At 30.3% G+C, this 13,909-nt stretch carries 14 protein-coding genes; 11 read left to right on the top strand and 3 right to left on the bottom strand.

What is annotated here, in order from left to right; all coding sequences use genetic code 11:
- Nucleotides 1–35 precede the first annotated feature (35 nt).
- Genes C8N26_RS13320 through C8N26_RS13310 form a run of 3 tightly spaced genes read left to right on the top strand, consistent with a single transcriptional unit; the run spans nt 36 to nt 2,683 of the window.
- Nucleotides 36–1,316, top strand: a complete 1,281-nt coding sequence (locus C8N26_RS13320) for an APC family permease (RefSeq protein WP_120187685.1) — start codon at nt 36–38, stop codon at nt 1,314–1,316.
- A 6-nt stretch (nt 1,317–1,322) separates the two neighbouring features.
- Nucleotides 1,323–2,219 carry a mechanosensitive ion channel family protein gene (locus C8N26_RS13315; RefSeq protein WP_120187684.1) on the top strand — a complete coding sequence of 299 codons (897 nt, stop codon included), beginning with the start codon at nt 1,323–1,325 and terminating at the stop codon, nt 2,217–2,219.
- Nucleotides 2,220–2,254: 35 nt separating this feature from the next.
- Nucleotides 2,255–2,683 (top strand): thioredoxin family protein, encoded by a 429-nt coding sequence (locus C8N26_RS13310; protein WP_120187683.1) that lies wholly within the window; start codon nt 2,255–2,257, stop codon nt 2,681–2,683.
- Nucleotides 2,684–2,701: 18 nt separating this feature from the next.
- Here C8N26_RS13310 and C8N26_RS13305 read toward each other — a convergent pair whose 3' ends face one another.
- Together C8N26_RS13305 and C8N26_RS13300 are read right to left on the bottom strand one after the other, a co-directional pair.
- A complete protein-coding gene (locus tag C8N26_RS13305) occupies nt 2,702–3,736 on the bottom strand; it encodes an RluA family pseudouridine synthase (protein WP_120187682.1) in 1,035 nt (344 codons plus the stop codon).
- 15 nt (nt 3,737–3,751) lie between these two features.
- Nucleotides 3,752–4,333, bottom strand: a complete 582-nt coding sequence (locus C8N26_RS13300) for a PASTA domain-containing protein (protein ID WP_038005287.1) — start codon at nt 4,331–4,333, stop codon at nt 3,752–3,754.
- Between the two features lie 153 nt (nt 4,334–4,486).
- On the opposite strand from C8N26_RS13300, the gene C8N26_RS13295 reads away from it, so the two are divergent.
- The 6 genes from C8N26_RS13295 to C8N26_RS13270 all read left to right on the top strand — a co-directional run bounded on the left by C8N26_RS13295 (nt 4,487) and on the right by C8N26_RS13270 (nt 11,628).
- Nucleotides 4,487–5,464, top strand: coding sequence for a D-alanine--D-alanine ligase (locus tag C8N26_RS13295; RefSeq protein ID WP_120187681.1), 978 nt, complete (start codon nt 4,487–4,489; stop codon nt 5,462–5,464).
- Nucleotides 5,465–5,466: 2 nt separating this feature from the next.
- Nucleotides 5,467–5,919 carry a pantetheine-phosphate adenylyltransferase gene (gene coaD, locus C8N26_RS13290; RefSeq protein WP_028891124.1) on the top strand — a complete coding sequence of 151 codons (453 nt, stop codon included), beginning with the start codon at nt 5,467–5,469 and terminating at the stop codon, nt 5,917–5,919.
- A gap of 20 nt (nt 5,920–5,939) precedes the next feature.
- On the top strand, nt 5,940–7,688 hold the full coding sequence (locus tag C8N26_RS13285) for a M14 family metallopeptidase (protein WP_120187680.1): 1,749 nt from the start codon (nt 5,940–5,942) through the stop codon (nt 7,686–7,688).
- 61 nt (nt 7,689–7,749) lie between these two features.
- The gene (locus tag C8N26_RS13280) at nt 7,750–8,268 is read left to right on the top strand and encodes an RNA polymerase sigma factor (protein ID WP_120187679.1); all 519 of its coding nucleotides are present in this window, start codon (nt 7,750–7,752) and stop codon (nt 8,266–8,268) included.
- Between the two features lie 73 nt (nt 8,269–8,341).
- On the top strand, nt 8,342–9,259 hold the full coding sequence (locus C8N26_RS13275) for a FecR family protein (RefSeq protein ID WP_120187678.1): 918 nt from the start codon (nt 8,342–8,344) through the stop codon (nt 9,257–9,259).
- A 35-nt stretch (nt 9,260–9,294) separates the two neighbouring features.
- Nucleotides 9,295–11,628: a TonB-dependent receptor plug domain-containing protein gene (locus tag C8N26_RS13270; RefSeq protein WP_170141662.1), complete on the top strand. Its 2,334-nt coding sequence runs from the start codon at nt 9,295–9,297 to the stop codon at nt 11,626–11,628.
- 38 nt (nt 11,629–11,666) lie between these two features.
- Here the strand turns inward: C8N26_RS13270 and C8N26_RS13265 are convergent, their stop codons facing one another.
- Nucleotides 11,667–12,842, bottom strand: a complete 1,176-nt coding sequence (locus C8N26_RS13265; RefSeq protein ID WP_120187676.1) for a GlmU family protein — start codon at nt 12,840–12,842, stop codon at nt 11,667–11,669.
- 105 nt (nt 12,843–12,947) lie between these two features.
- On the opposite strand from C8N26_RS13265, the gene C8N26_RS13260 reads away from it, so the two are divergent.
- Together C8N26_RS13260 and C8N26_RS13255 are read left to right on the top strand one after the other, a co-directional pair.
- Nucleotides 12,948–13,334, top strand: coding sequence for a 6-phosphogluconate dehydrogenase (locus tag C8N26_RS13260; protein WP_120187675.1), 387 nt, complete (start codon nt 12,948–12,950; stop codon nt 13,332–13,334).
- Nucleotides 13,324–13,869: an acyl-CoA thioesterase gene (locus tag C8N26_RS13255; RefSeq protein WP_120187674.1), complete on the top strand. Its 546-nt coding sequence runs from the start codon at nt 13,324–13,326 to the stop codon at nt 13,867–13,869. Before C8N26_RS13260 ends, C8N26_RS13255 begins: the two co-directional genes overlap by 11 nt.
- Nucleotides 13,870–13,909: the final 40 nt, after the last annotated feature.

The following is a 13,909-nucleotide window of genomic DNA, read 5'->3' as shown; positions in this document are numbered from 1 at the left end:
ATTTTAGTAACTGTTACATCAACTAATACAATACTATGTCTAAAAAAATAGGTTTAAATGAAGCCATATCTATAGGTATTGGCGGCATGGTTGGCGGTGGTATTTTTGCCGTTTTAGGGCTTGCCGTTTTACTTGCCAAAGGAGGAACTCCAATCGCTTTTTTACTTGCGGGTATTCTTGCCCTTATAACTTCTTATAGTTATGTCCATCTTTCCAAGAAGTACCCAGATAGAGGTGGAACCGTAAAATTTATTAATCAAGGCTTTGGTAAAACAATTTTTAGCGGAGCTATCAATAACCTTTTATGGATCAGTTATATTGTAATGCTTTCATTATATGCTTCTGCATTTGGCTCTTACGCTCCTAACCTATGGGAAATTACACAAAATAAAACAATCAACTTTCATATATACGCAAGTGCTATTATTATTATAGCTACTGCTATTAATTATTACAGTATTGTTGTTGTAGGAAAAATAGAATCCTATGCTGTTGTAATAAAACTCATTATTCTTATCGGATTTATCGCTATTGGTGCCTATGGACTTATAGGCAATCCTTCTATTTCTCAGTTAGCTATTACAAACTGGGAAAATCCTGTCAAATTATTTGCTGGTGGAATGGTTATTTTTGTTGCTTATGAAGGTTTTGAATTGATTGCCAATGCTGCTCCTGATATTCTAAATCCTGAGAAAAATATTTCTAAAGCCTATTATTACTCGGTAATATTTGTCATTTTTCTGTATATCATAATAGCTTTGGTTACTGTAGGGTCTTTACCTTTTAATCAAATTGCAAAGGCACAAGATTATGTACTAGCAGAAGCTGCGAAACCTATGTTAGGGCAACTCGGTTTTACTATCATAACCATTGCTGCTTTAATTTCTACCTTTTCTGCCATTAACGCTTCATTATATGGAGGAAGTAAGGTAAACTATGAAATTGCTGAGGACGATGAATTACCTCACCATTTTTTATCAAAATTCTGGAACCAACCCATCGGCTTATTAATAACCGCTATTGCCACACTTGTTCTGGTAAACACTTTAAATCTTGAAAGTATTTCTACTGCTGGGAGTGTTGGTTTTATTTTAATTTTTGGAATTGTAAATTATGTAGGTTTTAAACTTTCAAAAGAAACAGGTGCTAATAAAACAATTCCTTTATTAGGGTGTTTTTTATGTGTAATTGCTCTTGTTATTCTAATAAAACAACAACTTCAATCGAATCTAACTGGAGTATTTGTAGCTATTGGAATTATTCTCCTTTGTTTTATTATTGAATGGTTTTATAAGAAAAGTGAAGCCAAAAACTAAAAAACTATGGATAAAATGATTGACAACATCACCCGAATTTGGCAAGAATTTCAACAAAATATTTTAGAGCATATCCCAAAAGTTGTATTAGCTCTAATTATAGTTATTCTTTTTGCTCTTGTTGCTAGTGGAGTAAAAAAAATATGTATTAATATTTATCGAAAAGCTTTTAAAGAAAACTACCTAAATATTGAAAGAATTATAGCTTCTTTATTTTACGCACTATTTTTTGCTACTGGTATTTTATTAGCTCTCCATATTTTAGGTTTAGACAAACCGTTTGAAAAACTACTAGCAGGTGCTGGTGTTGTGGGCATCATCGCTGGTTTTGCTTTAAAAGACATTGCTTCTAATATGTTTTCTGGACTTTTAGTTGATTTACAACGTCCTTATAAAGTTGGCGATTGGGTTGAAATTGATGGAAAATATGGTGTTGTGCTAGATATTAGCTGGCTTACTACAAAAATTAAAACTGTACCAGGACAGGAAGTATTTGTTCCTAATCAAATTATTTATAATGGAACTTTTACAAATTATTCCTCTTGGGGAAAACGTCGTATTATTTTAAAGAGTGGAGTTTCGTATGGTGACGATTTAGAACATGTTAGAGCAGTTGCTTTAGATGAAGTTCAAAAAATAGAAGAATATCTCCCTGAAGAAGGTATCGATTTTTATTTTACTGATATTGGTGGTTCTACTTACGATTTCATGCTTCGATATTGGGTTAAATTTGAGTCTAATGATGATTTCTGTAAAGGAATGAACGATGTTATTATGCGAATTAAAAAACGTTTTGAGCAAGAAAACATTTCTATTGCCTACCCTGTTACTACCCTTGATTTTGGTGTTAAAGGAGGTGTAAACCTATTTGATAAGAATATAAATGTTAATTCAAAAAAATAATTAGTAATTTTAAATCCTAACATAATATTCTAGCTATGAAAAACTTAACCTTTTTATTATTTATACTAAGTACTGTATCTATATTTTCTCAAGAATCTAAAAATAAAATTAATTGGCATAATGATATAGACATAGCCATTGCTTTAGGCAAAGAAAAAAATCAAGATGTTTTTATTTATTTAGGAGAGAAAAAGTGTGTTCCTTGTAGAGCGGTAGAAAAATACGCTTATAGTACAAAGGTATTTCAAGAATATGCTAAGAAGTTCATTATGGTTAAAGTCTATAATAATTTAGATGAAACTAAAACAAAAGAACTACAATACTTTAATGACGCTAAAAAACGATTTAACACCAAATCTGTTCCTCGTTTTATCATCATTAAAAATGGGGAAGAAATTGCAAATTTCTTTGCTTATATAAAATCTCCAGAAGCTTTAATAGAAAAAATAAACTCTTTCTATTAAAGCCTCTAAATAATCTATTTATTCTTCTAATTTAGAATTTTCAGAATACGTGCGCCACTTTGCTAAACACGCTTCTATATCTTCTGGAACTTCAGAATTAAACTGTAAGAATTCTCCTGTTGTTGGGTGTGTAAATCCTAAAGTTTTTGCATGTAATGCTTGTCTTGGTAAAACCTTAAAGCAGTTCTCTACAAATTGTTTGTACTTCGTAAATGTTGTTCCTTTTAAAATAGTATTACCTCCATAACGCTCGTCGTTAAATAAGGTGTGTCCTATATGTTTAAAGTGCGCTCTAATTTGATGGGTTCTACCCGTTTCTAACTTACATTGTACCAAAGTTACATATGTTAATCGTTCTATAACTTTATAATGTGTTACTGCATGTTTCCCGTGTTCTCCATCTGGAAAAACATCCATCTGTAAACGATTTTTAAAACTACGCCCTATATTACCTTCAATAGTACCTTGATCTTCCTCTATATTTCCCCAAACTAAAGCGTAATATAAACGTTCTGTAGTTCTATCGAAAAACTGTTTCGATAAATGTGCCATGGCATATTCAGTTTTTGCAACAACTAATAAACCGCTTGTATCTTTATCGATACGGTGCACCAAACCTGGACGTTCATTCGAGTTTTTAGGTAAGTTTTCAATATGGTGAATTAACCCATTCACTAACGTTCCAGAATAATTTCCATGACCTGGGTGTACCACCATTCCTGCTGGTTTGTTTACTACAATTACCTCGTCATCTTCATACACGATGTCAATTGGAATATCTTCAGCAACCAATAAATTCTCATGTGGTGGATAAGCTAACACCACTCTAACCACATCTTTTGGTTTTACTTTGTAATTTGGTTTTACCACAACATCATTTACCAAAACATTTCCTGCTTTGGCTGCTTGTTGTATTTTATTTCGAGTAGCGTTTTCAATAAAATTCATTAAAAATTTATCTACTCGTAAAGGTACTTGACCATCGGTTGCTACAAACCTATGGTGTTCGTATAAATCATCATTTTCAAAATCTGTAGTCGTATCTTCCTGCATCAATCAATATTAAAATTAGTTTCCATTACCATCTCCTAAAATTAAATCGATGGTTGTTTGTTTTGGCAATTTTGTTCCTGGTTCTATTTTTTGTCCGTTATATTTTAATCCACGAACTACATCTTTTCCTATATCGTGTACCCAAGTAACATTGCTTCCTACTTTAAATCCTATAGAACGTAAATGTGTAGTTGCTTGACGTCTTGTGCGTCCATTCAAATCAGGTATTACAACATCTCGGTATTTAGACGGATTTAATGTTAAGTATATTTTTCGTTTTTCTTTTACAAAATCTCCCGCTTCAGGATCTTGTTCAATAATCGATTTTTTAGGGTATTCAGGGTTATAACTAGCACTATCAATCACTACAAAATCTAAGTTCAATTCATCTAGCTTTTGTGTTACTTCATCTAAAGACATTTTGTGCAAATTTGGCACTTGTATTTTTTGGTTATGATTCGTTGTTACTCCAAGCCACCATTGTAACCCAAATACGAATATAAATATTGCTACAACTGCTATAATTATGTTTGTTAAAAAAGATTTACTTTTAATAAATTGAAATAAACCTCCAGACTTTTCTGTTAAATTACTCATATCATTTTTTTGTAAGATCGCACAAATTTACAGTAAAAATATTACTATTTTAAATTCAACAAGTCTTAAACGAGTTTTTTTGGTAAGTTTGTATAATCCGACGTTCGGATATTAGGGAAACAACAACAAAATAGTAATTGAAATAAAAATAAAGTGAAAAAAAACATCGCTATTATTATGGGAGGATATTCCTCAGAAGTAGGTATATCTTTAAAAAGTGGTAATGTAGTTTACAAACATCTTAATAAGGAAAAATACAACCCATATAGAGTTCATATTTTAAAAGATAAATGGGTTTTAGTTGATGATGATGAAAATGAACACCCTATAAATAAGCATGATTTTTCTGCTGAAGTAAACGGAACCAACATCTCTTTTGACGCTGTTTTCAACGCTATTCACGGTACTCCTGGTGAAAACGGAGTTATCTTAGCATATTTTAACCTTATCGGATTAAAACATACCTCTGCCCCATTCTATCAAATGGCTTTAACTTTTAATAAGCGAGATACACTAAGTGTAGTAAAAGAATACGGTATTCCTGCTGCGACTTCTGTGTATTTAAACAAAGGAGATAAAATTAACACCAATACTATTATTGAAAAAGTAGGCTTACCTTGTTTTGTTAAGCCTAATGGTGCTGGTTCTAGTTTTGGAATCTCTAAAGTATACACGCAAGAAGAATTAATTCCTGCTATTGAAAAAGCTTACGAAGAAGATTCTGAAATTTTAATTGAAAGTTTTTTAGACGGAACAGAAGTTTCTGTTGGTGTTATTCAATACAAAGGAGAAACTAAAGTTTTGCCAATTACTGAAATTGTTTCTGATAATGATTTCTTCGATTATAAAGCTAAATATGAAGGAGAATCACAAGAAATTACTCCAGCTCGTTTAACAGAGGCTCAAGAAAAGAGCGTAAACGACATTGCTAAACGTGTCTACGAAATTTTAAATATGAGTGGATTTTCGCGTTCTGAATATATTCTGGTAAATGACATTCCTCATTTCTTAGAAATGAATACCGTTCCTGGATTAACAGAAGCTAGTATTTTACCACAACAAGCCAATCATGCTGGTATTTCATTAACCGAATTATTTGGTAACGCTATTGAAATGGCTTTAAAAAACTAATTATGAAAAGAGCAATTTTTCCAGGATCATTTGATCCAATCACCTTAGGACATGTGGATATTATTGAACGTGGTGTTACACTTTTTGATGAGTTAATTATTGCTATTGGTATAAATGCCGATAAAAAATATATGTTTTCTTTAGAAGAACGTAAACGTTTTATTGAAGAGACTTTTAAGCATGAACCTAAAATAAAAGTACTTACCTACAGCGGACTTACAGTAAACTTTTGTAAAGAGCAAGACGCTCAGTTTATTTTAAGAGGCTTACGTAATCCTGCCGATTTTGAGTTTGAAAAAGCTATTGCGCATACTAACAGAAAACTTTCTGAAATTGAAACTGTTTTTCTTTTAACCTCTTCGGGTAAAAGTTATATCTCATCATCTATTGTACGTGATGTAATTCGTAACGAAGGAGATTACACAGGTTTGGTTCCTGATGCTGTTAGAATTTAACCCCTTAAAATTATACTTTATTGAAAAAGCTAGCTGTACTATTACTATTTATTATTGTTGCCTGTAAACAAGAGTCTTCAAAAGAAAAGAAAGATTTTACGACACTGTTTGAAACCTCAAATGGAACTGAAACACCTACTTACAATGAGGTAATTTCTTATTACAAAGATTTAGCTGATACATATCCTGAAATTTCTTTGTTTGAAATAGGTACAACAGACATTGGTAAACCTTTACAACTAGCTGTTTTTAATACGAATGGAAAAACAGATATCAATAAAATAAAAAACTCCTCAAAAAATAGGATTTTAATCAATAACGGAATTCACCCTGGAGAATCTGACGGAATAGATGCATCAATGTTACTATTGAGAGATATTGTTCAGAATGACTCGTTAAAAAAAACGTATAAAAATTCTTTAATTTGTGTAATTCCTGTATACAATATTGGTGGAGCTTTAAATAGGAACTCACATACGAGAGCTAATCAAAACGGACCAAAAGAGTACGGTTTTAGAGGAAATGCTCGTAATTATGACTTAAATAGAGATTTTATTAAGCAAGACACTAAAAATACAGCAGCATTTGCAGAAATATTCCATACGGTAAATCCAGATGTTTTTATAGACAATCATGTAAGCAATGGTGCCGATTATCAATATGCTATTACCCATTTATTTACGCAACACAATCAATTAGGAGGAAAATTAGGTGAGTTTATTGAAAAGGAAATGCGCCCAGAGATAGAACAATCTTTAGCTAAGAAAGATATTATCATAACTCCATATGTTAATGTTTGGGGAACAACACCAGAAAGTGGTTGGTCTCAGTTTTTTGACTCTCCAAGATATTCTACTGGATACACTTCCCTATTCAACACCTTAGGCTTAATGGTAGAAACACACATGCTTAAACCCTATAAAACACGTGTAGAGCAAACATATGAACTGTTGTTTTCTGCTTTAGATTTTTCCGAAGAAAACAGCACAAAAATAAAAGATTTACGAAAAAAAGCTGTTAATGAAATAATAAATAGGAAAACGTATCCAGTTGTATTTACAGTCGATAAGAATAATCCTACAACTCTTCATTTTAAAGGATACGAAGGAACTTTTATAGATAGTAAGGTTACTAATGGCAAGCGTTTGTTTTATGATAGAACAAAGCCTTACACTAAAGAAATTTCATATTACAATAATTATATTCCAACAAAAGAAATTACGATACCTGAAGCTTATATTTTAGAACAAGGTTGGTACAAAGTTGTTGAGCGGTTACAAAATAATAAAATTGAATTTACTCGTTTTAAGAATGATACTGTTTTAGCGGTAGAAACACAGCGCATCAAAAATTTTGAAACTCGAAACACAGCATACGAAGGCCATTATTTACATTATAATACTGAAGTTACTAAAACGGAAAATCAGAAAATTAAATTTAGCAAAGGAGATATTTATATTCCAACCAATCAAGCAGGTATTCGATATATTATAGAAACCTTGGAAGCTGAGGCTGTAGATTCATTTTTCAACTGGAATTTTTTCGATACCATTTTACAACAAAAAGAAGGTTACTCTGCTTATGTTTTTGAAGACATTGCTGAAACTTTTTTACAAGAAAACCCTTCAATAAAAAAACATTTTGAAGAATTGCTGATTACCGATGAGAATTTTGCTAAAAATCCACAATCACAACTATATTGGATTTATACAAAAACTCCTCATTATGAAAAAGCTCATAAAAAACTACCTATATTTAAGTTATATTAACAATTAGTAAACCTCTTTGTAACATTTTTATATTTTTGTTAACGATTAGGAAATTAATCTAATGAATAAAGAGCCCTTAAAATCCGTTTGTGAACAACAAAACTTTGAAGAAGTTTTCAATAAACATTCACAAACCTTACGAAATTACATCTACTATAAATGTGGCGATACTCAGCAAGCTGAAGATATTGTACAGGAAGCTTATATCAAATTATGGAACAATTGTGCTAAAGTAATTTTTGAAAAAGCTAAATCCTTCTTATACACAGTAGCCAACAATCATTTTTTAAATGAAGTCGCTCATAAGAAAGTAGTATTAGAATATCAAAAACAAAATGTTACTAATAATACAACTATAGAGACTCCTCAATATTTATTGGAAGAAGAAGAGTTTCATAAAAAATTAAAAAAAGCGATTGCTAATCTTCCTGAAAGACAACGAGAAGTATTTTTACTAAGCAGAATAGATAAGAAAAAATATAGTGAAATTTCCGAAATTTTAGGTATTTCTGTCAAAGCTGTAGAGAAAAGAATGAGTAAGGCATTACTTACTTTAAAAGAACAAATAGGTAAAGTGTAATAAAAAATACTATTTGCAGTAGGGTAATTAGTTTTTTAATTGTTTATATTACAAATAGCACGAATTATAGGAAATGAAAATAAATTATAAAGATGAGACTTTTTTAGCTAGGTGGATAGCCAATGAGCTTTCCCTTAAGGAGCTGGAAGAATTTCAACAATCTGACGTTTATCATCAATTTAAAGCCATTGATGATGCTTCTCAGTTATTAAAAACCCCTGATTATAATCAGAAAGAAGCTCTTATTCAAATTCAAAACAAATTACAGTCTAAAGAGGCAAATAAAAAAGTCGTAAAATTAATTCCTAATTGGGTTTATGGCGCTGTTGCTTCTATAGCATTATTAATTAGCTTTTTTTACTTTAATTATAGTACAACTGATTTTTCTACAAGTTACGGTGAGTATTCAACCATAACTTTACCAGATAATTCGACTGTACATCTTTCACCTAATTCTACCGTTAGTTATAAAAAATACAAATGGGATGCTAACAGAGAGGTATCATTAAGAGGAAAAGCATTTTTTGAAGTTGAAAAGGGTAAATCTTTTACTGTAAACACCACAGAAGGTAACGTTACTGTTTTAGGAACAAAATTTACAGTTAATACTTCTGAAAATTATTTTGAAGTTCTATGCTACGAAGGAAAAGTGGGAGTTACTTCTAAAAATAAAGGTGAAACAATTTTAACTTTAGGTAAAGCTTACAGAAATTATAACGAAAAAACTGAAGAATGGACTTTTAACTCAGACAGTCCTTCTTGGTTAAAAGGGGAAAGTTCTTTTATGAATACTCCTTTATATGAAGTAATTAAAGCATTAGAAAACCAATTCAATTTAAAATTTGATTCTTCAAAAATAGATACTGAAAAACGATTTACAGGTACTTTTACACATGAAGATGTTAATATAGCTTTACAAACTGTTTTTGCTCCTATGAAAATTTCTTATAAATTAGCAAAAAATAGTACTGTTGTATTGACATATAAATGAAAATAAAATTAAGTATACTTTTTATATGCTTAGCGATGTCTATTTTTTCTCAGGAAAAGATAGACATTTCTTTTATAAACACTCCTTTGTTAGATGTTTTAAAACAAACCGAATCTAATTTTGGAGTAAAATTCTCGTTTAATACCGAAATTATTCAAAAAGAAATTTTTTCTTTTTCAAAAAAGAATTGCGAGTTAGTATATCTTTTAGGCGAAATAGAGCGCCAAACCTCCTTTACTTTTAAAAAAATTAATGATCGCTACTATTACATAACAAACAAAGCAACTCTTAGCGAAGACTATTACACTCTTTTAAATGAAATTCTTGTTACTAATTATATCACATCTGGAATTAACAAGAAGAAAAGTGGAGCTATTTCTATTTTACCAAAAGAGCTAGGTGTGTTACCTGGGTTAACCGAACCAGATGTTTTAGAAAGTTTAAAAATTATTCCAGGGGTTCAAAGTCCTGATGAAACTGCTGCTGGAATTTATATTAGAGGAGGTACACCAAATCAAAACTTAGTACTTTGGGACGGTATAAAAACTTACTACTTAGGTCATTTTTTCGGAATGATTTCTGCCTTTAATCCTTACACTACAAAAGAAGTTGTACTATCTAAAAGTGGTACAAGTGCTAAATATGGAAACAGAGTTTCTGGTGTAATTGATATAAAAACGACTGAAGAAATCCCTGAAAAAATTACTGGAAGTTTTGGATTAAATATGACCCATGCAGATGCTTTTGTTAATATTCCTTTATCTAAACAAACAGCTTTATCATTTTCTGCTCGAAGTTCTTATTCTAATTTTTTAAAAACTTTCACTTTTAATAAATTATCTACAAGAGTATTTCAAACATTCAATAATAACCAAGAAAATAACATTATTGATAAAAATATAAAATTTAGTAGAGATAATGAATTTAATTTTTCTGACTACACAGCAAAATTTATAACTAATCTCTCTGAAAAAGAATCATTATCCTTTAGTTTTTTACACACTAAAAATAAAATGTATAATGATTTTACAGTTCCTGATTATGAAGATAAGTACAATGACCAAATAAATATTAAGAACACTGGTATGAGTATTAATTGGGAAAAACAAAGTAATGAAAAAACTACCCATAACATAAAAAGTTATTTTTCTACTTTTACCTTAGACTACAGTGCTGATTATAGTTATTTTGAAGATTACCTTACAGAACATTCAAGTAAAATCAATATTTTAAATGATGTGGGTATTTCTTATAATGTAAATTACTCTCTTAACAACAAAACAGATATACTTTTAGGATACGACTATACTTCTACAGATTCTGAATATGATTTAAAGTACTCTTATAGCTTGCAAGGACAGAATCAATACAACTCTCAACAAAACGAAGAAAGCTCAAACGATACACATTCAATTTTTGGAGAATATTTATACGATTCTTATAATTGGAATATAAATGCTGGATTACGATTCAATTATTTTTCTAAAATTGATAAATTGGTTTTAGAACCCAGATTATACCTTGAAAAAAAGTTAAACACTAATTTTAGCTTTAAAACTTCATTTGAACAAAAACATCAAACACTTAGCCAAATAATAGAATTTCAAACCTCTAGTTTAGGTTTTGATTTAGAAAATCAAATATGGGCACAAGTAAACGATGATGATATTCCTCTACAAAAAAGTTTACAAATTTCTACAGGAATACTTTTTAATAAAGATAATTGGAAAATAGATATAGAACCCTATTATAAAAAAGTAACTGGTATGACCTCTCAAACTAGTGGCTATAATGATCAAACAGACGATTTTTCTAACGGTGAAGGTAAAATATATGGAATTGATGTATTAATTAATAAAAAGTTTAATAATTACAGAACGTGGGTAAACTACTCTTATACTAAAAACAGGTTTAAGTTTTTAGATTTAGAAAATAAATTTTTCCCCGCAAATCATGATATTACCAATTACTTTTCTTGGTCTCATGCCTACAAGTTAAACTCATATGAGTTTTCTTTAGGATGGATTTATAGAACAGGAAACCCCTATACTGCTGTAAAAGAATTTTATAACACAGAAAATGGCTTCCCTATAATTGACTTAGACTCTGACAATATCAACGCTCTTAGACTACCTAATTATCATCGTTTAGATGCTTCAATGACTTACACTTTTAATTTTTCAAAAAATTGGAAGGGTAAATTAGGCGTATCTGTTTTAAACATTTACAATCAAAAAAATATCTTAAGTAGAACTTATAATGCTATTCCTACTATAAATTCAGATAATGATCTTGAATACCAACTAGAACAAGTTGATAAGGTTTCTTTAGGAATAACACCTAATATTGTTTTTCGTGTAAGCTTTTAATAAAAAAAGGCTCTAACTAAAAAGTAAAGCCTTTAATATTAATAATTTCTATATTGTTTAGTTTCTTCAAAAATGTGTTCTAAAATTTGTTTTTCTTGATCATCAAACACAATACCACGTCTTTCCATCACCACTTCAGCTACTTCAAAAACTTTATTTGTTTTATATTCTGTAAATCCTGATGCTCCACCCCAACTAAACGATGGTACAAAATTTCTTGGAAATCCACTTCCAAAAATATTAGCAGAAACACCAACAACAGTACCCGTATTAAACATGGTATTAATTCCACATTTTGAATGATCTCCCATCATTAAACCACAAAACTGTAATCCTGTTTTAGCAAAGCCCCCAGTTTCGTAATTCCATAAACGAACTTCTGCATAATTGTTTTTCAAATTCGAATTATTACTGTCTGCCCCTATATTACACCATTCTCCTAAAACTGAATTTCCTAAAAACCCATCATGCCCTTTATTGGAGTACCCAAATAAAACAGAATTATTTACCTCTCCTCCTACTTTACTATGAGGTCCTAATGTAGTTGCTCCATATATTTTAGCTCCTAATTTTAATACTGAATATTCACACATAGCCAAAGCTCCTCGCACAACTACCCCTTCCATAATTTCAGCATTTTTACCAATATAAATAGGACCTGTTGAAGCATTTAAAGTAGCAAAAGTTAACTTAGCTCCTTTCTCCACAAAAATATCTTCTCTATTTATACAATTAACTGTTTCAGGAATTGGTTGTGATTTTCTTCCTTCAGTAATTAAATCAAAATCAGCACGAATAGCTTTATCATTTAAAGAAAAAATATCCCATGTATTTTTAATTTGAATTATATCATCTTCAAACTCTATATGCTCGTAAGAAGAAAAGTCTACTTCTTCTTGATTATCTGAAGTAAAAAAAGCAATTACATCTTCTCCTTTAAATATTGCTTGATTTTCTTGTAAATTCTTCACCATTTCAATCAGAGGTTTAGTAGGCAAAAAAGAGGCATTTAACAATACATTTTCTTCCATTTCAACCATTGGATATTTCTCCTCTAAATATTCCTCGGTTACTGTGGTTGTTGTTAAACCTAAGTATTTTTCCCACTTTTCTCTAATCGTTAAAATACCAACTCTTATATCAGCTACGGGTCTTGTATATGTAAATGGTAATAAAGCAGTACGCACATCACCATCGAATAAAATATAATTCATAATTATCATTTTTTTGAAGCAACACAAACTTACCACTTTCAATTCATTTTACAAGTCAAAATATAAATCTTACTTTTGTTATTATACATTCTTCAACTAAACACTATGAAAAAAATTTTAGGCTTAATTTTACTTGGTATTGCCCTTATTGCGGCGTTATACTACTCTTTTATTTACTTTGTTCCTTATAGTGAAGGAGTTCGCTCAGGAGAACTGATAAAAATTAGTTATAAAGGTGTGGTTATAAAAACTTGGGAAGGAGAAATTAGCCAAGGAATTTCTGGTGCTCAAATTTTTGCTTTTTCTGTAGAAGATAATCAAAAAGAAGTTATTGATAAACTTCAAAAATACCAAGGTCGCTATGTGAAAGTTACTTACAAAGAACGTTTTGGTACTTTCTTTTGGTTAGGAGACACCAAGTATTTTATAACTCATGTTGAAGAAGAACAATCTCCTCATTTTAGAGGACTAAATAATGATAATGAACAATAATTTTAGAAATATAGAAGACACTCGCATTAGCATATCTGAGTTAATGCTTCCATCACATGCCAATTTTAGTGGTAAAATTCATGGTGGATACATTTTAAAACTTATGGATCAAATAGCTTTTGCTTGTGCATCAAAACACTCTGGTACCTATTGTGTTACAGCGTCAGTAGATACAGTTGATTTTTTAAATCCGATTGATGTAGGTGAATTAGTTACCATGAAAGCCTCTATTAATTATGTAGGAAGAACCTCTATGGTAGTGGGTATTCGTGTTGAATCACAAAATATACAAACAGGTAAGGTTAAACACTGTAATTCTTCTTACTTTACTATGGTTGCTAAAAATGATGAAAAAGAACAAGTTACTGTTCCTGGAATCATTATTAATAATGAAAAAGAAATGCGTCGTTTTTTAGAAGCAATTAAACGCTTAGAAATGAAAAAGAAAAGACAAGAAGAATTTAACAGCGATAATTTTGTTGCTGAAGATTATATTGAAGATTTAGAAAAATACAATGTAAAGATTGAGTTATAAAAAAAATCCGAAGTAAAATTTACTTCGGATTTTTAATTTA

The organism is Tenacibaculum lutimaris, from assembly GCF_003610735.1.
In the GTDB taxonomy this organism is placed as follows: Bacteria; Bacteroidota; Bacteroidia; order Flavobacteriales; family Flavobacteriaceae; genus Polaribacter; species Polaribacter lutimaris.
The sequence above is the reverse complement of the archived record's forward strand: the minus strand, read 5'-3'. Positions and strand labels throughout refer to the sequence as shown.

Bases quoted from the DNA above. Each gene is read 5' to 3' on its own strand.
- C8N26_RS13320 (WP_120187685.1), top strand. From the start codon at position 36: ATGTCTAAAAAAATAGGTTTAAATGAAGCCATATCTATAGGTATTGGC.
- C8N26_RS13270 (WP_170141662.1), top strand. From the start codon at position 9,295: ATGTCTATTTTTTCTCAGGAAAAGATAGACATTTCTTTTATAAACACT.
- C8N26_RS13280 (WP_120187679.1), top strand. From the start codon at position 7,750: ATGAATAAAGAGCCCTTAAAATCCGTTTGTGAACAACAAAACTTTGAA.
- C8N26_RS13255 (WP_120187674.1), top strand. From the start codon at position 13,324: ATGAACAATAATTTTAGAAATATAGAAGACACTCGCATTAGCATATCT.
- C8N26_RS13275 (WP_120187678.1), top strand. From the start codon at position 8,342: ATGAAAATAAATTATAAAGATGAGACTTTTTTAGCTAGGTGGATAGCC.
- C8N26_RS13315 (WP_120187684.1), top strand. From the start codon at position 1,323: ATGGATAAAATGATTGACAACATCACCCGAATTTGGCAAGAATTTCAA.
- C8N26_RS13310 (WP_120187683.1), top strand. From the start codon at position 2,255: ATGAAAAACTTAACCTTTTTATTATTTATACTAAGTACTGTATCTATA.
- C8N26_RS13260 (WP_120187675.1), top strand. From the start codon at position 12,948: ATGAAAAAAATTTTAGGCTTAATTTTACTTGGTATTGCCCTTATTGCG.
- C8N26_RS13305 (WP_120187682.1), bottom strand. From the start codon at position 3,736: ATGCAGGAAGATACGACTACAGATTTTGAAAATGATGATTTATACGAA.
- C8N26_RS13300 (WP_038005287.1), bottom strand. From the start codon at position 4,333: ATGAGTAATTTAACAGAAAAGTCTGGAGGTTTATTTCAATTTATTAAA.
- C8N26_RS13265 (WP_120187676.1), bottom strand. From the start codon at position 12,842: ATGAATTATATTTTATTCGATGGTGATGTGCGTACTGCTTTATTACCA.
- coaD (WP_028891124.1), top strand. From the start codon at position 5,467: ATGAAAAGAGCAATTTTTCCAGGATCATTTGATCCAATCACCTTAGGA.